This is a genomic window from Rhizobium sp. TAL182 (genome assembly GCF_002117725.1).
Classification (GTDB): Bacteria; Pseudomonadota; Alphaproteobacteria; order Rhizobiales; family Rhizobiaceae; genus Rhizobium; species Rhizobium esperanzae.
In genome coordinates this window covers 160,810-182,332 of the sequence record NZ_CP021028.1, presented here as the reverse complement: position 1 = coordinate 182,332, position 21,523 = coordinate 160,810, and the positions used below count along the sequence as shown (strand labels likewise).

Sequence of the window (21,523 nt, the reverse complement as noted above, 5' to 3'; positions counted from 1 at the left end):
ACGACACGCCGTTTGTCGCTCCGACAGCTGCCGGTGGCTACGAAGGGAGATGCCGCCGATCAGCGTCCAGGCGGAGGACGTCAGGTGAGTTGAGCGAGAATATCGTCGACGACACCCGTAATGCTGCCCGCGGTGTCGATATCGATACCGACGGGAAGATGCTCCCGGGTCTTATGGTAACGGAGCACCAGAGCCCGCTCGGCCGGCTCGAAGCCCGGCTCATCGGGCCGCCCATCCAATCGTCGGTTCAAAGTCTCGACGTCGATGTCGAGCACGAAAACCTTATCGAACAGGTGCAGGAATTTGTGGAAATTGCGCGATCCGCCACAGAAGAAAGTAACAGGATGAGTGGTGTCGGCAGCAATGGCCCGGACCTTTTCGGCAGGCCAAATCCAATGCGCGTATCCCCAAGCAATACGGTCGGCGCCTTCGGGTGGTCCCGCGAGTGCCTGGCCTGTCTCGGGGTCGCCCACATATGCCAGGACGCGGTCACCATGGACAACATGGTAGCCCCGCTGCTCCAGTTCGGAAGCGACAGACGTTTTTCCAGTGCCCGAGCTGCCTTCGATCAAATAGTTCCTGATGCCCATGAGCGCTTTTATCACGGGCTTTAATCCGGTGAAAAGGGTCGCGACGTGCGGACTCTCCCAAACGAATGTAGCGATCGTCCGTAGCCCGACACAATGCGGTGACGGCAAATATCTGGCGGGTACGCGCCCTAATCTCGGACGTTCAGTCAAATTTTGCCTTCACCCCAAAACGGACATTGCGGCGGTGCCTCCAAACGGCCGCTCCGCCCTCCATTCAGCCGTTAGGCGGCTTCATGCGTATCCCAAAGCTGGCAGTCCCCTAGACGACGGGAATGTCTCTCACGGTGGGAAGCGGAATGGCGGCCTTTTGGTAATGCAAGGAATGGACTTTACGATACTCGCTCTCGAGCGGCCTAGACGACAGGCCTTTAAGCTTTAAGCGCATCTTCTGGCTGCCAAGCGCTCGCATCCAATCCCTTAACCCGGTTTACGAACACACGGTAGAGCTCGTTCAGTCGCGCGGCTAGCCAATCGTGTTGGCGAGGCCAATCCGCTCGATCCTCCGGATCGATCTCGTTGAGTGGCGTCGATATTCGCGTGTCCCTGCCCTCGGGCAGTTCGTTCCAATCAAGAGCATAGCCGAGTTCTGCCTCGATCTCCGATTTCTGTTCATGGAGCAGATGGAAAAATGCTTTGGCGTCGGCATTGGAGATATAAAGCTCGGCACGCACCTGTCGTTTCGGTCGCACCATCGCAGCGTTGATCCCAAAACCGCTGCGTCCGATCGAATAGGACATCCAGGATTGCGGTTGCGGCTTACGCTCTCTTGCCAGTGGGCCGCCCTTCGCCATCAGGACGCTGCCCAATGCACTCCAGTAAGCCAGTTGAAGCGCCTTGGTGCCAGTAAGCTCAGCCTCGTCGATCGCTCGCGCGGCCTGTGTCACGAGTTTGTTCCAGTTGTTGGGCTTGGACACGATGTTGAAGCGGGGAGCGGCCGGCGATTCACCGATCCTCCAAAGCTCTACCTCCACCCCAAAGAATCGAAAGGTTTCGTCGGTGATGCGGTTCAGCCAATCGAGTGTGGAGCGGTGTTCTTCGGTGAACCGAGCGGCAACCCAAACGATCGTCACGGCCTCTAAGCCAGAGGCATAAGTCAACAATTGCCCAAGATGAGAATGGTCGGTACGCTCAAGCTGATTCTCGATCAGTACCCAAGCATTGGTGCCAATATCCTTACATAGTATGTCGGCGCGAAACGGCCCTACCGCCCTCTCTTGCGCTTCTAGTTCAAGCTCAAGCCCGAGCGTTTCGCCAAGTGTGAGAAGGTTTTCTTCGCGCGCCAGCCACGGGGTGAAGTGAGATGATTCACTCATCCAGATATCACGAAGCTCGATCCTTACGAGCTTGCCGAGATTATATGCACTCATGCTTCCCCCTTCGTGATCCATATCCAATACCCGTCGGAATGATTCAGTGCAAACCTCGCAGGCGCGAATGCCTGCAATTGGGAATTTTTTCGGGGTCCGGGCGACTGCAATAGGTCGGCTGCTATCGACAGCTATTCGATGAATGCGCCTATCGCGGACATCTCCGCTTCCGGCTCCAAACCGGTTGTTCCTTCACACCGAGCCCAACGACAGCTCTTGGCTGAAACCTTATGAAGCGGATAGTCCCTTGAAGAAGAGCCTATATTAGCATCGTGGGGGGAAGACCGGGTCGTCGCCCTCCCACTCCCTGCGGAACGAGCGATAGAGTAGCAATACCCGCCTCTTCGGCCGCACGCAGAAGCACTTCGCGGAATTGTTCCGGGGCAATTTTGCCGGTGATGGCGTCGACGCAGGCTTTGACGGCGGCCATATATTCCTCGCCGTCGTCGCAAGGCCAGTCGTTCATCAGGAGACGGGCCGCGTCGCCCAATGTCCACACGATCTTGCGAGATTTCGGACCTCGCAAAGCAAACCCGACAGGCGTGAATGCTGATGATGTATTCCAGCACATTAACCCCGACCCCTCAACGCACGGATACTTCAGTCCCCATGTTCAATGTACGCGCGTATTTGGAAATTTGGAATTGAAATTTGTCGTGAGACACGGCTTGAACGCGAATTTGTGATGAAGTTCGCCGTAATTCGGCGCTTACGCTGAAGAGGCCGCCGCCGAAGCAAAGGGAGCGACAATCCAAATCATATCGAAACGCAAAACCCTAGCACACGTCCCGATGTTTCGGCTGAACCTGCGAGCGCTTTTGGCGATCTGAGATCCAATCTCGCGTTGTCTGCCGATGCGTTAGGTTGCCGGCTTCACGCTGCTTTTTGTTGGCGCAGGTTTCAGCCGGATGCGAAACGGACGGCCTTCGGCATGATCGACCTCGAAGGCGTTCGTCTTCTTGACCAGATCGCTCAACTTCTTGAATCCGAACGTTCGTGGGTCGAAGTCGGATGCCAGGTTGGCGAGTTGGGTTCCAACCGCGCCGAGAGGGATCCATCCGTCCTCGGTCTCCATCTGCGCGATTACTCTTTTGATGATCGGTGTTGCGGCGCTAGGCGGGCGTAGTGAAGACGCAACCTGTGCGGCGTCCGCTCCGTTCGACACGACTGAAGGCGTCAGATTTTCCGTGTAGATAAACCGACGGCATGCCTGGCGGAAACTCTCCGGGGTCTTCTGTTCCCCGAAACCGAAGACATCGATCCCCTGCTCCCGGATGCGTGAGGCGAGACGCGTGAAATCGCTATCTGATGATACCAAGCAGAAGCCGTCGAAGCGGGCACTATGGAGCAAGTCCATCGCGTCGATGACCAGCGTAATGTCGGACGCGTTCTTACCCGTGGTGTAGGCAAACTGTTGTTGAGGGATGATCGCGTGTTTTGCAAGGACGTCGATCCATGCCTTCGAGCGAGCATTGGCGAAGTCGCCATAGATGCGCCGGACGCTCGCTTCACCAATCTTGGCTATCTCCTCGAATAGACCGTCAACGATCTTTGCGGAGGCATTGTCAGCATCGATAAGAACCGCAAGACGTGGCGATCGTGGTTCAGGCATGTCGAAGCTCCGTGCGATTGATTCCAAAATTGAGCAGGCAGACTCTGTCGTTCCTTGAACCAAACGTTTGCATCACACATCATCTATTGCAATGGAAGCAGCTAAAGCGCGCCATAAATGGAGGGCCGTGCGGCCCCCTCATCCGACCCTTCGGGCCACCTTCTCCCTGTGGGGAGAAGAGGGAACAAGGTCCGCGGACACTACCGTCAGGGTGACGGGGTCTCTCAGACCGACGTAACGCCTCCGGAGCTAATCCACTGTTGAATATGCCGCGCCGTCTCTGCAGGGGACAAGTGCGTATTGTCGATAGTCGTCCGGAAGGTCGCGCCGTCGTCGAAGAGAACACGCTCACCTGCCAGGGCGTCCAAGACATCTGGATCCTGAATTTTTCCCAGGGCTCCGCGTTCTCCATTCACGATGCGATGTCTATTTTCCACAGCGGAGCAGGTGAGCGTAACGGAGAAAAGAGGGCATCCTCGTGATTTAGCCAAATCTGCAATCGCCTGCCAGTTCTCCTCGAGAAACCCACTCGTTCCTCCGCGAGCCACGACGTTCGTTAGAATGACCGGAAGCGCTGGCGGTAATTTGAGTACTGCTGCAAAGGCGGCTGACCTGACGGCGCGAACCAACTGGTAGTATTCAGAGGTTCCGCTCTCGGCCAAAGCACTTCCCACATTTAATATGGTGTGGTTGTCAAGGAGTCTTCCGCCAATGAGTGCTTTCAACTCACGCCCGGTCGTCAGTTTTCCGACGCCGGGCCAGCCATTCAAATTGATCAGCATGGCAAAACTCCTATGAGGCTGGACGAGCTTTTTGCCTGCCTCATCCTTGAGATGATCGCATCAGGCGCAGGGCGCAATGATCACGAGAAGCCCTTGAATAAGGATCATCCTCAAAGAAAACGCCCGGCCGCTGCTCATCCATTCCCCGCAGAACCCGCGATAGAGTAGCGATACCCGCCTCATCGGCCGCATGCAGCCGGAGTTTCGCTTTCCGGTCCCGCCCCTTCGTCACCGCAACTCGGCGCTCACCCGAAAAATCCCGCCGGCCGAAGCATCCGAGCAGACGACGAAGGTGGAGCCTTCCTGGGCCATGAAGGCGACATTGCCGCCGGCTTCGCAGGGGGTGGCGCTCCATTGCAGGATGATGTCGCCATTGTCGGGCAGTTTTTCCGTCGTCAGCTTGACGGCGCTGGCCATCCATTCGGTCGCCGACGGCAGGTGAATGGGGGCGTTCAGCTGTTTCGACAGCCAGGCGGTATAGTTTTGCGCCTCGGCGAGCGGCACGTCGTCGGCCGGCTGCTCGGGATTGCCGGCATAGGCCTGGGCGGAGGCCGGGTCTGCGTTGGCGGTGTAATACTCTGCCATTTCAGCGCGGGTCACCGCCTTTGCCTGCATGCAGAAGGACTTTTCGACCTTCACGGCGCCATTGGCGACGCCGAGCATGCCGCCGAGCTCCTTCAGCGACGAGGTCATCAGCCGGACATTGTCAAGCGAATAGCTGCCGGCCGGGATGGTCTCGAAGGCGACATTGGGTGCAACCGGGCAGAAGCCGCGCGCTGACAGCGCTTCGAGATCGGCGAGGATCGGCTGATAGGCAGCGATGGCGAGCTTGTATGCCTCGGCGGTGTAGCGGCCGTCGGCCTCGGTGAGCTTCGGCGCGAGTGCGGCCAGTGTCGGATCGGCGGGGCCGGCGCGTGTCGTCAGCGAGGCGTGGAGATCGGTGACCTTCTGCCTCAGCGCCGTCGCCTCGTCCTTGGCCGCCATGACATCCGATATCAGCGCGGCGAAGAGCTTGGCGGCGTCGCCATAGCCCGAGGTCGCGGCCGGCAGCTGCCACTGCTCGGCCTTGGCCTTGGCCTCGGTCATGAGGCCAGTCGCCTTGGCGACGTCGGGGCTGTCGCCGGCACCGATGCGGGTGACGGTGTCGCGTTTTGCCGTGGCGTCCTTTTCGGCCGCCGTCAGCGCGGTCAGCGCCTTGGCGAGATCGTCGTAAGCCGTTTTGGCGGCCTCGTAATTATCGACCGCGCCGTGCATCTGCTGGGCGGCGGCGCTGTCGGCGGCGGCCTTCATCTTGCTGTCGGCCTCGGCAAAACTCGGGGCCTTGTCACCGCCGGCGGCGGCAGCGGCTGATTTGGCCTTCTCGGCATTTTCTTTCGAGATTGTGATGAGCGACTTGCCGAGGCTGATCGCCGCCTTCTGGTAGCCGGGAAGCGCCTTCTTATAGTCCTCGTCCTTGAGCAGGGCATTGGCCTCGGTCAGTGCGGCGGCGCCAGCATCATAGGAGAGCTTCGCCTCGTCGCCCGAGGGGCGTTCCGGCGCCTTGGCGGCGATTGCTTTGTCCCTGCGGCTTTCGGCCTCCTTCTTCCAGGTGCCGACATCGGCGACGAGCTTGGGATCGGGGCGCAGCAGCTTCGGGATGGTGACGACGCCGACGCCGATGCAGATCAGGAGCAGCGCACCGATCATCGAGAAATGCGCAAGCGTCCATTTCTTCCGCTTCGGGGTTTCCGGCTGTTGCGGCATGCCGCCGCGCGGATCCCAGGCCATCGGCTGGATGCCGGTGGTGACGCGGCTGAATTCGCCGAGCGCATCGGCGCCCATGCGCGGCCGCTGGGCCGGGTCGCGGCTCAACATTCTCTCGATCAGGCTGGCCAGGCCCTCGGGGAAACCGGGGATCAGCACGTCGAGGCGCGGGAAGATGTTGGACGGGTCGAGATGGATGTTTTTCCAGCTCTGCTCGCGCTGATGTTCGTCCTCCCAGACCATGACGCTGTCGAAGACGCTGGCATAGGTCTGGCGCGGCAGGAAGAGCTTGTAGGCGATCATGCCCATCGCATAGATATCGAGCGCGGCCGAAGCGGAGAAGGTGCCGCTGGCATAGATCTCCGGCGCGCCGAATTCCGGCGCATAGGGCGGGATGATGTGCTCGCCGATCCTGGAGATCAGGTGCAGGTTGCCGATCCGGACCGAGAGGCCGGAATAATCCTCCGACACATAGATGCACTGGTCGGTCAGCGCATTGTGGGCATAACCCGCCCCATGCAGCGTCGCCAGCCCTTCGAGGATATGGCGGCCGATCTCGATGGCGCGGTCATAGGCCACCATCTCGGTTTCCTCGAGATATTGGTGCAGCGTCTTCGACGGCCGCTTCTCGACAATATAAAAATTGTCGTCTTCCGGCGACGGCGGGATGAGGTCCTCGATCTCGACGAAACGCCGCGCCGTCAGCGATTTGGCCTCGTTGACCGAGGTCCAGACCCGCTCGAAGCGGGCCTTGTCCAGTTTCAGCGCCACGTCAGGCGCGACGATGAAGACCGAACGATCCATCCGCTTGTCCTGAGCCGGATAGACGATGAACTCGTTCTCGTAGACCGGCTCGCCGATCGTGTAGCGGGCGATCAGATCACTTCTCATGCACGTGTCCCCCTGCCATTTTGTCTTCATCAAAGCGCATGTCATTCACCCGCCAGAAGCGGATCGCCGATCAGGCCGGCGGCGAGAAACAGGCCGGTCTTCGTGTCCCGCAGCGCAAAGGCGAAACGGGCATCCGCGCTCACCCGCACCAGTTTCGGATCGATGCTGCGCTCGGTGACCACAGCGGTTGCCGCCGCCGCTTCCGTGCCGTTCTCATCGACCTTGATCATCGTCTTCTGCAGAACGCGCGACAAGCTGATGTTTTCCGTGGTGAACCCGGGAAAAGCCGCATCGCTCGCCTTTTCGGGCGAAAGCCCCATCGCGTGGAGTGTCGGCATCAAATCACGCCCGTCATTGAGGGAAAAGCGGGGCAGGAAGATTTCGCCCTTGGCGGCTTCGAATTTCTCGCCCTGGAGCCAGGAGGCAAGGGTTTTGAGATCGGCGCCGCCAACGCCTTGTTCGGAGCGCGCCGCGATCACCACCATGCGGTAGGTTTCACCTGAATAGGCGAGGTCGACGGCTGCGAAGCGGTCGTCGACGCGGAATTTCTGGCCGTCGCCGGCAAGATGCATCATCGGCACCGAGACCATCGAGCCGTCCGGCCGCCGGAACGGCGCCGCCGGGCTCTGAGCCTCGAAGGCGGTTTTCCAGCGGGCCTTGAAGGAGAGCGCCCCGAGGCTGATGAAGCCGCCGCCGGGCGGGGTTTCCAGGATCGCCGGAATGGCGTCGCGCGTCGCCTGCCTGACCCAGCCGTTGATGTGCTCGACGGATTGCGGTTGATCGAGATCCTCGATCGACGGCTTGATGCGGTGACCGGCCAGCATGGAGAGGGCATCGGGAACGAGCGCCAGTTTGTCGTCGAAGACGATCGCAACGCCTGACGCGAGCGGCGCGTCGGCCGCCGGCGGCATCTTCGGGTTCATCTCGTCGAGCACCTTCTCCGGCCCCTTGACCGCATCGCCGAAGCCCAGCCCCTTGGCGATCGCCGCCTTGCCCGCATCCGAGGCGCCGAGGCCTGCGAGGCCGAGAGCGGCAGCAAGGCTTGCCGGCGACACCATGATGTTGGCCGCCCCTTCCTTCGCCAGCGTGCGGTCGATCAGGTCGACGGCAAGCCCGGCCTGGGCGGCAAGGACCGCGCTGGTGTCAGTGGCGTCGCCCGCATGGGCGGGCGCCAGCGCCATCAGGGAAGCGGCGAGGCCCGCCAGCAGAATGGATTTCGACATCATTCGCTCCTCTTTCAGCGGATGCGATAGAATTTGGAATCGAACGACCATTTGCCCTGGACGCCGGTCTCGTCGTCGCCGACGATCCTGAGGCTTCGGGCGAGGTCGTAGACATAGTTGAAGGCGGCGCGCTGGCCGACGAGCGGCGTCGGCACGTCTGGCAGGTCGAGCACTTCGATCGGCTTGTCGCTGAGGATGGCGACGACCATGCCGACGCCGGCCGGCCCCTCCACCACATATTCGAAGCCGATATAGGGATTGCGGGCATCGGGCACGACCACGGGCCGTGCCGGGTCGAGCCGGTTGTCGCCGCCCTTGGCGGTCGGTTTCAGGCCCATCGAGCGTTTGTTCGGATAGAGCTGCGTCAACTTGCCCGCCGCGTCAATATCGACGAGGATCAGGTAGCCAGGCTTCTTGGTGGAGACTCGCATCGCCACCTTGTCGCCGATGCTGACCGAAGTGCCGGGCAGCACGTCCACGGCAACACCCGCCTCGTTGTCGGTTTTCAATGTATTTTCGACGGCGGCGACCGGCGTCTTCGCCTCCTCGCCGGTGACGACGTCGCGGCCGAGCGCGTCCGGCAGGCCGTAGAATTGCGGCACCGGCGTGAAGCGGCAATCCCCAGAATGGGCCCGGCAATATTCGTCGGACTTGCGCCTGACATAATCGAGCAGGGCGGCGTTGCTAACGTTCGGCTTGTCGGAAGCGCGCGCCACCCCTTCCTGCACGCCTTCGATGAAGCGGCGGGTGAAGACGCCGAGCGGCGGTTTGGCCTCGGTATCGACCAGCGCCCATTGGCCTGCATTGACCGCCGACCAGACCATCGCCGTTTCGCCGCCGAAGGAGAATTTCGCTTCCTTGCCGGACCGGTTCGGCGGCTGCAGCGACGCCAGGGCCGGACCGAGGCAGCGCACCGTGCCGCCGGCGGGTGCGGCGACCGCGCTGCGGCTGCCGGGGCCGACATGGCAGGCATCGATCAGCAGCGTGACGCGGCGGTCCTTGAGGCTGTTCAGCCGGGCGGCGATTTCGGTCTCGCGGATCTGGTTGGTGACGGTCACCTTACCGCCGTCCCGCACCAGCTTGGCATCGGCGGCAACCAGCGTCGGGCTCGTCGTCGCCTCGGCGCCCATTTCCTCGGAGCCCTGGCCGCTGAAATAGAGAAAGACACGGCTGCCGGTCTGCGACTGGCGCACGAGCCAGTCGTCGATCTCGGCAAGGATCGCGGCGCGGCTAGCCTTGCGGTTGGTGAGCGTGTGGATCTGTTCGGGACGGTAGCCGACCGTCTTGACGAGGAAGAGCTGCATCGCCTTCACATCGTCGACCGAGCCCGTCAGCTTCGCCTCGCGCATCTCATAATCGTCGATGCCGATCAGAAGCGCGCGGTCTCCGGGGGAACGCACGGCCATCGGCAGCTCGGCGGCCGGCGCCTGAACCTCGGGCTGACTGCCGTCGGGTGAAGCGGCTGGTGGAGTCTCCGTCGTTCCCGCAGGCGCCTTCGTGGCGTCGGGCGGTGTGGTGATCGCAAGGTTGGCCTCGATCTGTGCGGCCGGCGTCTGTTTCTGCTTCATCCCGGCCGCCGTCTCGCTGGGAGCAGGCCGGCGCTTGGTGCCGATCGCCGCCACCTGGTCGCCGGCGGCAGCAGCTGAGGTGTCGGGCGCGTTCGGCACGTCGCCGTCCGTCTTGGCGGCGATCCAATCGCGGAAGGCGGCGACGCGGGTGTAGACGCCGTAATGCTCGGCCTCGGCGCAGCCGGCGCCCCAGCTGACGATGCCGAGCTGGATCCAGCGCTTGTCGGGGCGCTGCGCGACCAGCGGCCCGCCGCTGTCACCCTGGCAGGCATCCTTGCCGCCCTCGGCATAGCCGGCGCAGACATTGCGCTCGTCGATCGGGTTCATGCGCATCGAGCTCTCGCGATAGGCGGCGCGGCAATCCTCGCGCGAGACGAGCGGCAGCTCGACCTCCTGCAGTTCGGTCGGCAGGTATTTGTCATCCCAGCCGTGATCGGCCTTGGTGTAACCCCAGCCGGTGACGACGGCGGTGTGGCCGGGGCTTTCGACGGTCTCGTCCGAGACCGAGGCGAGGATTGCCGGTTTCGAGACGGCGGGTTCGGCAAGCTTGATGAGGGCGATGTCGTTGGCGAAGACCTTGCGGTCGAAATCCTCGTGGATGATCACGTCTTCGACGGACAGCCCCGGCTTGTCAGGCCCGTCGACCGAGATCACCTTGTCGACCTTCTGCTTTCCCTCGACGATCAGGAGGTCGCGGGCGAAGAGGTCCTGCTTGCCGGAACGGCCGCTGGTGACGCAATGGGCGGCGGTCAGGATCCAGCGCGGCGAGATCAGCGAGCCGCCGCAATGACCGCCGAAGCGGCCGCGCTGCTCGGGATCGGGCGCCAGGATCTTCACCTGCCAGGGCCATTCGCCTTTCTTCGCCGCCTGGCCGCCGATCACCCGGCCGCCATCCTCGCCGGCAAAATCCGTGTCTTGCTGCGCCAGGGCAGGAGCGGCCAGAAGCAGGAGGACGGCCGCAATGTTGAGGACCCTGCTGATCGACGTGCTCATAGCCTGGCTCCGGCGGAGGTATAGAGGACCGTAAATCCGACGCGTGCGCCCTCGGGCAGAAGTTCGCCGAGGTGTCTGGCGATATTGCCGGCGGTGCGGCGCCTGTCGTTCTGTTTCAGGAATTCGACCAGACCAGGCATCGGCGCCTCCGAGGTGACGGCGACGAGCAGGTCGGTGCCGAAGGGGGCGACGACGGAAAGATCGAGATCGAAGGTTGCAGACATCTCGGCATCGGCTTCCCTGTCGCCGGGATAGAGGAACTGCACGGTGCCGTCGCCGGTGACGTCGAACAGCACGAGCTTGCGGCCGGCAAGCTCGGACACCGTGACACCGACGCGCTCGCCGTCGCGATGGACCCTGTCGGACGGTGTCACCCGCACGGTTTGGGGGTTGATCTCCGACAGCCGCTTCAGCGTGTCGAGCGCCGCCATCCGGTCGACGACGAAGGGCATGTCGCCGGCGCCGACTTCGGAGGCGACGACATCGCCGCCGGCGATCGCCTCGCGCTTTTGCGGATCGAAGACGAGTTCGGCCTGGGCGCCGTCGGTCAAGTTGAACGGCGTGACGGCCGGATCAATACCCTGCAGTACCGGCTCGGAACCGAGGGCGGCGACGGTGATCGGGGCAGGCTCGGGCGGCGGTGGCGGCACATTCGATTTCTGCGCTTCCGCCGGGGCTGTCGTGTCATAGGCATAGACGACGGCGTGGTCGAGATCCGCCCCGGGCGGGCTTTGCGTGAAGATGTTCTGGCGCTGGTCGGTGTACTGATAGACCGACTGGCGGACATATTCGAACAGCTCGCGGCGGGTCACAGTGCCGTCGCTGTTGCGGTCGGCCGCGCCTTCGAAGGCGCGGGCTGTGGCATAGCTCAGTGCCCCGCGCTTCTCAGCAATGCCGGGAATTGTTATTTCCGGCGATTTGGTGTTGTCGTCGACGGCGGCAAGGAAGGTCAGTCGCTTGTAGTCGAAGCCGGTGGAGAGGGCGTCTGTTGTCGTCGAAATCGGCGCGAGGTCATCCTCCTCGATCGTATAGGACGGCGCCTGGCGCCAGGTGATCTCGGCGCCGCGCGGATCGACGTTGCGGGTCATGCCGCCGGCATGGCAGGTATCGGCGATGAACAGGACCTCGGCACCTTTTTGCTCCAGCCTGTGGATCAGCACCTTGAATTCGTCGCCGAAGATGCGCTCGCGCGATCCCGGCAGCCTGGTATCGAAGCCGGCCAGCACATAGACCTCGTCGCGGCCGCTCGATTTCGAGCCTTTGACGCGCTCCGGCTCGCTCGATCCATGGCCGGCGATGCCGAGCACGACGAGATCGCCCTCGCCTGCCCTTTGCGTGACGGCGCCGATCGCATCGAAGATGCCCTGGCGGTCGGCAGCGCCGTTCTTCAAGAGCGTCATGTCCTCGACGCCGAGCGAGCGCAGCGACAGGGAAAGATCCTCGGCATCGGCGACGGCGCCGTGCAGCGGCGGGACATTGCGATAGAGATCGATGCCGATCAGAACGGCTCTGACCGTGCCGCGCTCGGGCGCTTCGAGCGTCCTGGCAAGGCTGTCCGTGCCCGCGAGTGAAAGAAGGGCGAGTGCGGCGGCCATGGGAGCGAATGTGGACATGGCCGGTTCCCCCTCGCCCCCTCTATTCGCGGCGCCATTCGACGCGGCGATTGAGCGCGTCGATATCGTCTTCGGTGAGGTTGGCGGTGGCGGTGACGTCCACCGGCTCGGAGGAGCCGCGGCCTTCGGCATCGATCGTGGCGTCGATGCCGTGGTTTTTCAGGAAATCGGCAACGGCCTGGGCGCGGCGCTCGGAGAGCTTCTGATTATAATCATCGCCACCCTTGCGATCGGTATGGCCGATGAGGATGACGCGGCCGGGCTTCTGCTCCTTCAGCGCTTCCAGCAATTCCTCAGCGGCCTCGGTGCCGATCGAGGTGAAGGTCGACTTGTCGAAATCGAAGGTGATCGGTACCGGGATGGAGACCGGCACGATGCCGCGCACATTCTCCGAATAGATGCCCCCGAGCACGCCACTGCGGTGGTCTTTTTCGGCCGGCACGAAGCTGCCCTGCGGATTGTCGCTGGTCGGGTTGGCGGCGAGGATGCGGGCCTGGGCGGCGCGCTGGATGAGATCGGAAATGGTCTCGGCCGGCGGCGCCTTCGGCGTGCGGGTCTCGTTCTTGATGATCTCGATCGCCTGCTGGTAATCGGCGGCGGCATCGGCGAACCGGCGGGCGGAGAAATAGATCTCGCCGAGCGTGGCGGAGGCCTGCCAGAGCACCTGCGGGCTGTCGGCGGCGACGAGCAGCGGTTCATATTCGGCGACCGGCTTGTCGGCCGCCATCATCTCCTGGGCGGCGGCGAGCCTGAGGGCTGCGACGCGGCGCTGGGCGTTCACCTGGAACTGGCCGCACTCGGCGCTGACGGCAATGGCATCGGCCTCGGAAGCGGCAGCGGTGATGTCCTTGGCGGCAACGGCGGTGTTCAGCTTGTCGAGCAGGGCGTTGCAGGCCGGCATGTCGGCATTGGCCACCTCGATCTCCTCGCCGGTCTGGCCGGGTTCGGCCGAACGGCCGAAGCTCAGCGGCGGCATCTTGATGCTGAAGCCGCCGGGAAGCTTGAATTGCGGCATCTTGATTTGCGGCATCGGCAGTTTCGGCATCTTGGTCTGGGCAGACTGGGACGGCTGCTTATAGGGCTGCTGATATTGGCTCGGTTGTTTATATTGGCTGGGGCGTGTGGATGATGTGGTGTCGGCGGGGCCGATCAGCTGCAGCTCGTCGGCAGCAAGCTCCTGGCCGGGCGCCAGATTGGTGACGATCTTGTATTTTTTCGGCGGCTGCGTCGTCGCCTGTTCGACCGGTTTCGGCGCCGGCTTCGGCTTTTCGATCACCTCGGGCTTCTTGGCGACCTCGGGTTTGACGACCGGCTTCGGCTTCGGGGCGGCCGGCGGTTTCGGCGCAACGGGCGGCTTTGCCGCCTGTTCGACCGGGGCGGGTTTTGCGGCGGGAACGGCGGCGACGGGCGGAACGGCCGGGGCCGGCAGGGCCGCCGTGCTGTCGACGGTGGTCAGCGTCAGCGTTTTGCTGCTGATCTTGGTGCCGAGGCTGCGGGCTTCCTCAAGGCTGCGGGAAACGGCATCCATGCCGCCGTCGATCGAGCGGAACATGCCGCTGCCGCTGCCGCCGAGGTCGGCGAAGATCATCAGCGGCTTGGAGGAATAGAAGACCTTGATCTGCTCCTGCCCGACCGGGCCCGAAACCTGCAGCCTGGCGCCGCTGGCCGGATCCGGCACCTGTACGCGCTTGCCGGCGGCAACGAGCGCATCGGTCTGGTATTTGTTCGGAAAGAGCTTGGTGACGGAGCCGTTCGGCGAGACGTTCAGCACCGTGACATAAGCGTTCTCGCTCGACTGGATGAAAAGGCCGACGACTTCGCCGATGGCGTATCTCGCCTCGGCGCGATCGAAGGTGATGCTGACAGGCCCGCTCTGAGCCGGCGCTTCGGTCAGCGTGCGTTCGTTCTGCGCCCCGACCTCGGGAATCGGCGAAAAAAGCGAAAGACATGTGGCTGCGGCTAGGATGGCTTTGCGGCTGAGCATCGGAACCTCCCCCTTCGAACAATCTCACACTGTGCTGAAGATGAGAATAGCACTGACCGGTGAAATTGGGATGGTCTTGCCTGTCTTGCTTGAGGGAGGGTTACAAATTATTTGGAGCCGGAAAGATTGTGCGAAGGCGAAGGCGCGGCAAGACTCACGGCCGGCAATATCCGGCATGCGTTTATAGTCTGACTGGACTGGTGTGAGGGCGTTAGTTCTTCGGCTTCTGGCCGGCTGATTTCAGAATCGAGATCAGGTCGCTCATTCCCTCCGGCGAGGAATTGTAGAGCCAGAGAATATCCGGATTGTCCGATGTGAATTCCTTGCCGGAGCCCGAGCCCATGTCGCGGCCGGGCGATGTCGTCTGCGGCAGCTTGCCTTGGCCCGGCGTCAGCCCCTCGGCGCGTTCATGGTCGGCGATGACAGCAACGGCGGCGGCAAAGGCCTTTTCATCGTGCTGGCGCAGCGCCGCAAGCGCGGGGTTTCGCGCCGCAAGCGCATCCTCGACCGGTCCGGCAAACCCGAGCCCGGGCATCCCAAGCGCCAGCGCCAAGCCGATCGACAAGCTTATGAGCCGTGATTTTTTCATCGTCGTCACATCCGTCCGAGGGGCGCCATCGCGCGACTAGAGCAGTTCCGTCTTTTGTACGGAATTGCTCTATCTCTATGTTTTCACGCAATTCCGAACGCAAAACCGCTGCACACTTTTGCTGGAATTGCTCTGGAACGACAATAGGGAGAGGCCGGATGGAAGGCAACGGCGCTCGGCGCCAATCGATTGGGAGGGTGGAAATCGGCTGGAGAGAGCTCAGAGTATCTTCAGCTGCTGCAGGCCGAGGCGGAGATTGCGCAGCATTTCGCCGAAGATTTCCTCGATCCTGCCGGTCGACCAGACCACCATCGTGCCATAGGGCGAGCGCTTGCGCTGCATGAAGCCGGCCGTCTCGAAATCGATCAGCGTCTTGCGGCAGGTCTCACTCGACATGACGGCGACCAGGAAACGGGCGAGATTGGACTGATCGATGGCGCCTGCCTTCTCAGTCCAGTTCTGGATCAGCCGCGGCTTGGTGTCGGCGGTGAACATCGAGGCCAGCGCCCGGTCCTGCGAAAGCCCGAGGCGCTGCAGCTTGGCCGGATCGCGGGTGAGCGACACGACGTAATCATTGTGCAGGTCGGCGAAGCGCTCGATATCCTCAGCCGTGTTGATGCCGAAGACCTTCATCGAATACAGAAACTCGGCCATCAGATAGGTCGGTTCGGAGCGCAGCTGCGCCAGATGTTTCTCATCCTTGCTGGCCGAGGCGGCGCAGACGCGATCGGAAAACCCGATCCTTGCCGCGCGCACCTGCTCCAACAGGCTGACATCGAGCGCCAGTTCGTCACCGTTCCAGTCCAGCATAGGCTTCCCTGCCAATAAAACTTCAAGACGATGAAGTTGTACTATCGCCGACGCCGATCTCCAAATCGTTTGGAAAGCAACGCCTTGCTGACGAGCCGCTTCTATCCTAACATTTTAAGGACTTGACGGTCATAAGGGGATGATGCCGAAAGTTGTGAACGGTTTTCGGACGACATCATTCTCTCACTCTTTAATTGTGAACAGGCTTCAGATTGAGGCCCACATGGCCAAAATGATCCTGTTCCGGGGTTCACGGCAATGCGCAGTTTCAGCTCGCATATTCTGATGGCCGCAGCGATCGCAATCGCCTGGCCTGTCCTCGCAAAAGACACTCTCATGATCGAGCTGCCGAGCGGCGACGGCGCCCGTTCGGTCGGCATCATCTCCGCCAATGAGGAGGTCGAAGCGTCCGGGCCGGCGGCGATCACCGTCGGCGACGACGGCACGGTCTACATCCTCGACCAGAACAACGGCCGCGTGCTCGCCGTCGACGGCGAACGCTCGCAGGCCGATCCCGAGATCCTGCCACTGCCCGAAAATACGGCGCCGGAGGATCTCGCCGTCGTCCACAATGAACTCTACCTCTGGTCCGACGGCATCGTGCCGCTCGAGCGCTCCACGGGCGCCGATGGCCGCTCACAGACTCTGCGCGCCATCGACGGCGGCGATGCCGACGACTACACCCGCTCGGTCTTCGCCTCGATGGGCTCGGTGCCGCCCGGCCCGCTGAACAGCATCGTCGACGAGATCGGCCGCAGCACCAGCCGGCCGCAAGCCCGCCCGCCGGTCGTTCAATACGTGCCGAGCCGCGGGCTCGGCGATATCGTTGCCGAAGTCTCGGCGGCAAACGACAAGGCGGAGATCCTGCTGCGGCGCGCGAGCTCGGAGGAGAATTTCCTCTCGCTTCAGCTCACTGGGGAAAACCGCATCGGCACCGTCGAACTTCTCGACATCGACACGACAGGCAGACCCTACGCGCTGGTCGAGCTCGTGCCCGCCGAGCGGCCGGAACGGACCGGCATGCTGGTGGTGCGCTTCACGCCGAACGGCGTGCTGGAGCGCGTCTATGATCTGCCGATCGAAGCCGGCACGGTCTTCTCAAGGCGGTTCGTGGCGATCGGCCCACGCGGCGACGTGCTTTTCCTTCGCTCGCAGGAGAGCCGGGCGCAGGTGCTGAAACTCGAGGGGCGCGAGCCCGGCCGCAAGCTCGCCGTCGCCAGGCCGGCCAAGCCATCGATTGCGGCCAAACCCGGAAAGCTGCCGAAGGTGGCGATCCTGCCGAAATCGCGCGGCGACGTCATCGAGCGGGCGATCGGCTTCGAGACGTTGAACTGGCTGGTGACGCCGGCGGCCTATGGCAAGGATCCGGGGCCGGCTTGCGTTAACATGAACCGCCTGCGCCGGCCGTTCTATCTGATCGGCAAACGCGGCCAGACGGTGAAGGGCGTGCCCTATTGCTGGGGCTGCAAGACACCGCTCGAGGATTTTACCAATGGCGTCATCGACGGCCAGACGGCCGGCAACGTCTGCACCAAGAGCGCGCCGCAAACCAATATTCTCGGCGTCGACTGCTCCGGCTTCGTCAGCGAAGCCTGGGGGCTGAAGATGCATGTCTCGACGCGGGCGATCCCTGGTATCACCAGGCGGCTTGCCGATCCGTGGTCGCTGCAGCCTGGCGACGCGCTGAACCGGCCGGGGTCGCATGTCATGCTGTTCATGCGCTTCACCGACGACCGCAAAGTGGAAGTGATGGAGGCAACGCCCAACGCCTGCAAGGGCCGCGTCTGCCGCAACACCTATTCGCTCGGTAGCCTGCTGCTGCGCGGCTACCAGCCGGTGCGCTTCAAGGGGTTGGATGGCTGAACGGCCGGGTGGCTGCAGGGTGCAGTATTACGGCTGGACGCAAACAAACGTTGCGTCCAGCACGGGCGTTTGGATAAGATTGCCAACGGTTACAGCACGAATTCCGGAAGTCCGATCAAAGGCTGCGTCTTTGCAGCGTCGACCGAAAGCGCCGCGACGGCAGCGGCTGCCGCTGGCGAAGCCAGCGAAAGCTCATCCGGTATCGAGATCATTCTGATATCGAGCTCGGCATAGTCCACGGTGTAGTATCCGGTTGCGTCCTGAGACAGGACATCCCGCCTGATCAGCAGCAGGTCTTGCGCCATCGTACCGACAAAGAGCGGCCCGCCCCAGATGTAACGGAATGCATAGATCGGGATGCCGGCAGGGGACGTGCCGAGGCGACGAATATCCGTCTTCAGACGGCGATCCGAATCCCATCCGCCGGCGGGACCGCCGCCGCCATCGTCGCTGCCGCCAGAATCACTGTCGGAGCCGCCGCCCATTCCGGATGAGCTGCTTGAGCCGCCGGAACCCTTGTCCGATCGAGCAAAAGTCGACTCCTGGTCATTACTTTTTGCGACGACCCTTTTCACGGTCGGCGTCTTTTTGCGGGTCGGCTGCGCCAGCTCCTGATTGGCGAAGAGCGTCTTGCCGCCGGGGTCGAAGATGCAACCCTGCAGTATGGCTCCCGAGCTGGCGATGAAGGTCGAGCAGAGGAGTACACGAATGAAGACTTTGCTGGTCATGTCAGGCGCCCCCGGGATCACCGTTTAAAAAAGATCATATCGCGGATTTCGCTTTGCCCACGTCGCCTTCGCAAGAAGCGTCAGCCTCTCGTTCAGCGACTTCGTCTTCGGCAGAGCCTTCAGTTCCTGCGCAGTCAATTCGGCCGAAAACGCCTCTGCGGCCTTCTTTTTGGCAGGCTCGGCCAAGGATGCGAGTTCCTTGTCCGACTGCTTTTTGGGATCGCCGGTTCCGGGTCTGTTGAGTGCGCTTGCAAGCGCGAAATAGTGAGCAGCGGTCACGAGGTTTTCCGCATCTGAACCGTCGCCCTTGGCCATCTTGGCCCGTTCGAACGCGCTCCAATAGTCGCCGCGCTCGGCGCCCATTTCCAGCCAGGAGAGGGCTGCAGCCTCGTCCTTAGGCACCCCTTGACCGTCTCTGTACATAAGGCCGATGTTGCGCGGGGCATAAGGCTGGCCGCCATCCGCTGCCTTTTTGAAAAGCTCCAGCGCCTTCTCGAGGTCCTGCGGCACGCCTTTGCCGGCGCGATAAATCATCCCGAGGCTGTTCATCGAATAGATGTCGTCTCTCTTGAGGCCCGACTCGTAAAAGCGAATGCCGCGTTCCATGTCGGCCGGGATGTTGACGCCGTTCGAGAAGATGTAGCCAAGTTCGTTCATTGCATAGGTGTGTCCGAGGTCGGCGGCCTGGAGCATAAGCTTCAGGCCTTCCTCAGTGTCGGCTTTCACACCGCGGCCATAAAACAGGCTTTTGCCATAGGCATAGAGCGCGTAGGGATCGCCCTTCTTCGCGCCGATCGCGGCTATCTCGCTCGATTTGCCGAGATTTGCCGGGACGGACGCTCCGACGAGATAGAGCGAGGCGAGTTCGGAAATCGCCCTGACATGGCCGGCATCCATCGCCTTCTTGATCGTCGCAAAGGCCGTCTTGGCGTCGCGGTTGGCAAGCTGGGCGCGACCGAGCTGATAAACGAAGCGGGCAACGCCGGGATAGGTCTTCACCGCATCCTCGCAGGCGGGCAGCGCGACGGCAGGATCGATTTCATTCGGCAGCTTGCCGGCGGTCACGCCCTGCAGGTCGAGGGGAGCGGCAGCTACGCTATCACAGTCATCAAGCGTCGGTTTAAAGGTGACGGTAGCGGGCTGCAGGTCGTCGTTGGCGGCCTGCAGCGTCAGGGCGAAAGGCTGGTTTTCGGTGCCGATCTGCGGCTCGTAGGACAGCGCCGGAATATCGGCTGCCTCAAGCACGTGGCCGGGCCCGATCACCCGGTCGCCGGCGCGCAGCGTGCCCTTGTCGGGCAGGGCTGCGACCTTGAAGGTCATCTCCGCGGCCGATGCAGGGACTTCAGGCAGATGGGCTTTGACGGGACCGACGCCGATCGTCGTGTCGATGTCGCGCGGCAGCGATTTCAGATAGGCGCCGGCATCGGCAAGCCGCGCCTGCTTTTGCTGTTCGAGCTGGGCGAGCTTGGCGCCGGCATCGGCCGAGACGGTGATGGCGACGACGCCCTGCGTCGCCTGGCCATAGGGATCGCTCACGGAATAACCGATCAGGCCGACCGTTCCGGCGGCAACGCCCGATGAATCATAGCTCAGCGCCGTCAGTGCTGCGGCCGGCAGCTTGGCGCCCTGCTCCACCGGCTTGCCGTCGAAACTGAGCTTGCCGGTCTGGGGAAGCTGGTTCAGCGTGACGAGCAGCGCCGCGCCGGTTTCGTCATGAGGCGGGGCGATCGGCAGCCTGGTCGCGGCAGCCCCCTCCGGTACACTCACCTGCTGCATCGGTTCGACGCTCGGCGGCGGCGGGGCCGGGATGAAATAGAAGCTGTCCATCAGCGAGGAATTTTCCCAGGGGACCTGCTTGCCATTGGTCATGGCGATCACGTCGCGGCGCACATCGGTCAGGACCTGGCGGATTTCCTTGTTCGGCTCGCTGGCGCGCTTGATGAAGGATTCGGAATAGGGGCTCAGCGCCCCCTCGCCATCGAGCGCCACCTGGCCCGGCTCGGTCGAGAAGGCAATCAGGCTGCCGAGATCGCTGTCGATGCGCGCCAGGCCGCGCGTGGCGCCGACCGGTTCCAGCTTTTCCGCCATCCAGAATTTCTGCGCATTGAACGGGTTGTTGCGGCAGGCATCGAGAAAGATCAGCTGCACGCGCGAATTCTGCTTGAGGTGGTTCAGGATGAGATCGAGCGGCATGGTCTGCGTCTCGACGTCATAGGGCGTTTCCAGCGTCGCATCGACCGGCACGATGAAATTCTGTCCGCCGACCTGGATGCCGTGGCCGGAATAATAGATGAGACCGGCCTCTGCATTATTGGCCGAGCGCAGGAAGCTGCGCACCGTGTTCTCGAGGCCGATGCGATCGACATTGATGCCGATCGTCACGTCGAAACCGGCTCTGCGCAGCGTGTTCGCGACTTCCTGGACATCATTGGCAGGATTGGGCAATGAGGGCAGCGTCTTATAAACGGAGTTGCCGACGATCAAGGCAACCCGCCGGCCGTCCTGGTCACCGGATGCGGCGACAGCGGGCTGTTCAAGCCCGAGAAAGACCAATGCTGTCAGGAAGATCAGCAGTATAGCCGCAAGGCGGTTCTTTCCGTGAAACTCGGGCATAGCTCCACCGCAGATAGTACTGGTTGGACGATTTATTGCCGGCCAAATAAAAATATTCCCCTGACTGTAAAAAAGCAAGTTTGGTCATTTCCAAGGCAATTGGAGGGCTTCCAAAAAATGTATCGTCAAGGGTCACCCACAGTAAATCTGAACCATTACCGAGGCTTATGCAAATGCAGGGCTACCCGAATGTGATCGGTGCAAGCAAAAACCGGTTCCGGCCCAGCCAAGGACAGACACGGTGCCGGCTGTGCCGGGTCATCGAAAGTACCGACACGCGCCGCGCCGATCACTGCTCAAAAATTTAGCAAATGCCGCAAAGTGTACACAGTAATAGGCAAATCAAGGAACGGAGGCTAGAAAAATCAACATGTTATAAGCTGGCACACCTCTTGCACGTAATATGCTGAGTTGGTGGCTAGGGTTCCGGCGCTTTTCTGAAGCGCGACTGGTCCGAGAGCCACCACCGGCGGAGGAGAAATACCGTCGGGTGCACGGCGGGACAAAAGCCCGGGAGACCTCGTAAGCCAAGGGATTGGCGGCACGATGGTCTT

The 21,523-nt window shown here is 62.3% G+C and carries 15 protein-coding genes and 1 riboswitch; of the genes, 1 reads left to right on the top strand and 14 read right to left on the bottom strand.

Translation table 11 applies throughout. The annotated features are described in order from the left end of the window. Positions 1-80 precede the first annotated feature (80 nt). The 12 genes from Tal182_RS27445 to Tal182_RS27390 form a co-directional block, all read right to left on the bottom strand. A complete protein-coding gene (locus Tal182_RS27445) occupies positions 81-590 on the bottom strand; it encodes a nucleoside kinase (protein ID WP_085861518.1) in 510 nt (169 codons plus the stop codon). Positions 591-958: 368 nt separating this feature from the next. Then, entirely contained in the window at positions 959-1,957 is a 999-nt protein-coding gene (locus Tal182_RS27440) for a DUF4268 domain-containing protein (RefSeq protein ID WP_085861749.1), read from the bottom strand. Positions 1,958-2,216: 259 nt separating this feature from the next. Next, on the bottom strand, positions 2,217-2,528 hold the full coding sequence (locus Tal182_RS27435; RefSeq protein WP_085861517.1) for a DUF982 domain-containing protein: 312 nt from the start codon (positions 2,526-2,528) through the stop codon (positions 2,217-2,219). A gap of 288 nt (positions 2,529-2,816) precedes the next feature. Next, positions 2,817-3,569, bottom strand: coding sequence for an NYN domain-containing protein (locus tag Tal182_RS27430; protein ID WP_085861516.1), 753 nt, complete (start codon positions 3,567-3,569; stop codon positions 2,817-2,819). A gap of 224 nt (positions 3,570-3,793) precedes the next feature. Next, entirely contained in the window at positions 3,794-4,351 is a 558-nt protein-coding gene (locus Tal182_RS27425) for a hypothetical protein (RefSeq protein WP_085861515.1), read from the bottom strand. Between the two features lie 228 nt (positions 4,352-4,579). After that, positions 4,580-6,985: a serine/threonine protein kinase gene (locus tag Tal182_RS27420; RefSeq protein ID WP_085861514.1), complete on the bottom strand. Its 2,406-nt coding sequence runs from the start codon at positions 6,983-6,985 to the stop codon at positions 4,580-4,582. A 41-nt stretch (positions 6,986-7,026) separates the two neighbouring features. After that, entirely contained in the window at positions 7,027-8,208 is a 1,182-nt protein-coding gene (locus Tal182_RS27415) for a serpin family protein (protein ID WP_085861748.1), read from the bottom strand. A 14-nt stretch (positions 8,209-8,222) separates the two neighbouring features. Next, the gene (locus Tal182_RS27410; RefSeq protein WP_085861513.1) at positions 8,223-10,769 is read right to left on the bottom strand and encodes a trypsin-like serine protease; all 2,547 of its coding nucleotides are present in this window, start codon (positions 10,767-10,769) and stop codon (positions 8,223-8,225) included. Continuing rightward, positions 10,766-12,382: a caspase family protein gene (locus Tal182_RS27405; protein ID WP_085861512.1), complete on the bottom strand. Its 1,617-nt coding sequence runs from the start codon at positions 12,380-12,382 to the stop codon at positions 10,766-10,768. The genes Tal182_RS27410 and Tal182_RS27405 overlap by 4 nt, the downstream gene beginning before the upstream one ends. Positions 12,383-12,404: 22 nt before the next feature. Further along, positions 12,405-14,366: a DUF4384 domain-containing protein gene (locus Tal182_RS27400; protein ID WP_085861511.1), complete on the bottom strand. Its 1,962-nt coding sequence runs from the start codon at positions 14,364-14,366 to the stop codon at positions 12,405-12,407. 211 nt (positions 14,367-14,577) lie between these two features. Continuing rightward, positions 14,578-14,955 (bottom strand): hypothetical protein, encoded by a 378-nt coding sequence (locus tag Tal182_RS27395; protein ID WP_085861510.1) that lies wholly within the window; start codon positions 14,953-14,955, stop codon positions 14,578-14,580. Positions 14,956-15,174: 219 nt separating this feature from the next. Then, positions 15,175-15,765 carry a hypothetical protein gene (locus Tal182_RS27390; RefSeq protein WP_064808235.1) on the bottom strand — a complete coding sequence of 197 codons (591 nt, stop codon included), beginning with the start codon at positions 15,763-15,765 and terminating at the stop codon, positions 15,175-15,177. Positions 15,766-16,023: 258 nt separating this feature from the next. Here Tal182_RS27390 and Tal182_RS27385 point away from each other — a divergent pair, with 258 nt between their 5' ends. Beyond that, positions 16,024-17,628, top strand: a complete 1,605-nt coding sequence (locus Tal182_RS27385) for a hypothetical protein (protein WP_085861509.1) — start codon at positions 16,024-16,026, stop codon at positions 17,626-17,628. A gap of 89 nt (positions 17,629-17,717) precedes the next feature. Here Tal182_RS27385 and Tal182_RS32570 read toward each other — a convergent pair whose 3' ends face one another. Both Tal182_RS32570 and Tal182_RS27375 read right to left on the bottom strand, forming a co-directional pair. Beyond that, a complete protein-coding gene (locus Tal182_RS32570; protein ID WP_085861508.1) occupies positions 17,718-18,356 on the bottom strand; it encodes a tail fiber domain-containing protein in 639 nt (212 codons plus the stop codon). 24 nt (positions 18,357-18,380) lie between these two features. Next, positions 18,381-20,969 (bottom strand): caspase family protein, encoded by a 2,589-nt coding sequence (locus tag Tal182_RS27375; protein WP_085861507.1) that lies wholly within the window; start codon positions 20,967-20,969, stop codon positions 18,381-18,383. Positions 20,970-21,376: 407 nt separating this feature from the next. Continuing rightward, a riboswitch (guanidine-I (ykkC/yxkD leader) is annotated at positions 21,377-21,488 on the top strand. The last annotated feature ends 35 nt before the right edge of the window (positions 21,489-21,523 follow it).

Coding starts and splice junctions, on each gene's coding strand:
- Tal182_RS27410 (WP_085861513.1), bottom strand. CDS start 10,769: ATGAGCACGTCGATCAGCAGGGTCCTCAACATTGCGGCCGTCCTCCTG.
- Tal182_RS27395 (WP_085861510.1), bottom strand. CDS start 14,955: ATGAAAAAATCACGGCTCATAAGCTTGTCGATCGGCTTGGCGCTGGCG.
- Tal182_RS27405 (WP_085861512.1), bottom strand. CDS start 12,382: ATGTCCACATTCGCTCCCATGGCCGCCGCACTCGCCCTTCTTTCACTC.
- Tal182_RS27390 (WP_064808235.1), bottom strand. CDS start 15,765: ATGCTGGACTGGAACGGTGACGAACTGGCGCTCGATGTCAGCCTGTTG.
- Tal182_RS27385 (WP_085861509.1), top strand. CDS start 16,024: ATGCGCAGTTTCAGCTCGCATATTCTGATGGCCGCAGCGATCGCAATC.
- Tal182_RS27440 (WP_085861749.1), bottom strand. CDS start 1,957: ATGAGTGCATATAATCTCGGCAAGCTCGTAAGGATCGAGCTTCGTGAT.
- Tal182_RS27425 (WP_085861515.1), bottom strand. CDS start 4,351: ATGCTGATCAATTTGAATGGCTGGCCCGGCGTCGGAAAACTGACGACC.
- Tal182_RS27375 (WP_085861507.1), bottom strand. CDS start 20,969: ATGCCCGAGTTTCACGGAAAGAACCGCCTTGCGGCTATACTGCTGATC.
- Tal182_RS27415 (WP_085861748.1), bottom strand. CDS start 8,208: ATGTCGAAATCCATTCTGCTGGCGGGCCTCGCCGCTTCCCTGATGGCG.
- Tal182_RS27430 (WP_085861516.1), bottom strand. CDS start 3,569: ATGCCTGAACCACGATCGCCACGTCTTGCGGTTCTTATCGATGCTGAC.
- Tal182_RS27400 (WP_085861511.1), bottom strand. CDS start 14,366: ATGCTCAGCCGCAAAGCCATCCTAGCCGCAGCCACATGTCTTTCGCTT.
- Tal182_RS32570 (WP_085861508.1), bottom strand. CDS start 18,356: ATGACCAGCAAAGTCTTCATTCGTGTACTCCTCTGCTCGACCTTCATC.
- Tal182_RS27445 (WP_085861518.1), bottom strand. CDS start 590: ATGGGCATCAGGAACTATTTGATCGAAGGCAGCTCGGGCACTGGAAAA.
- Tal182_RS27435 (WP_085861517.1), bottom strand. CDS start 2,528: ATGTGCTGGAATACATCATCAGCATTCACGCCTGTCGGGTTTGCTTTG.
- Tal182_RS27420 (WP_085861514.1), bottom strand. CDS start 6,985: ATGAGAAGTGATCTGATCGCCCGCTACACGATCGGCGAGCCGGTCTAC.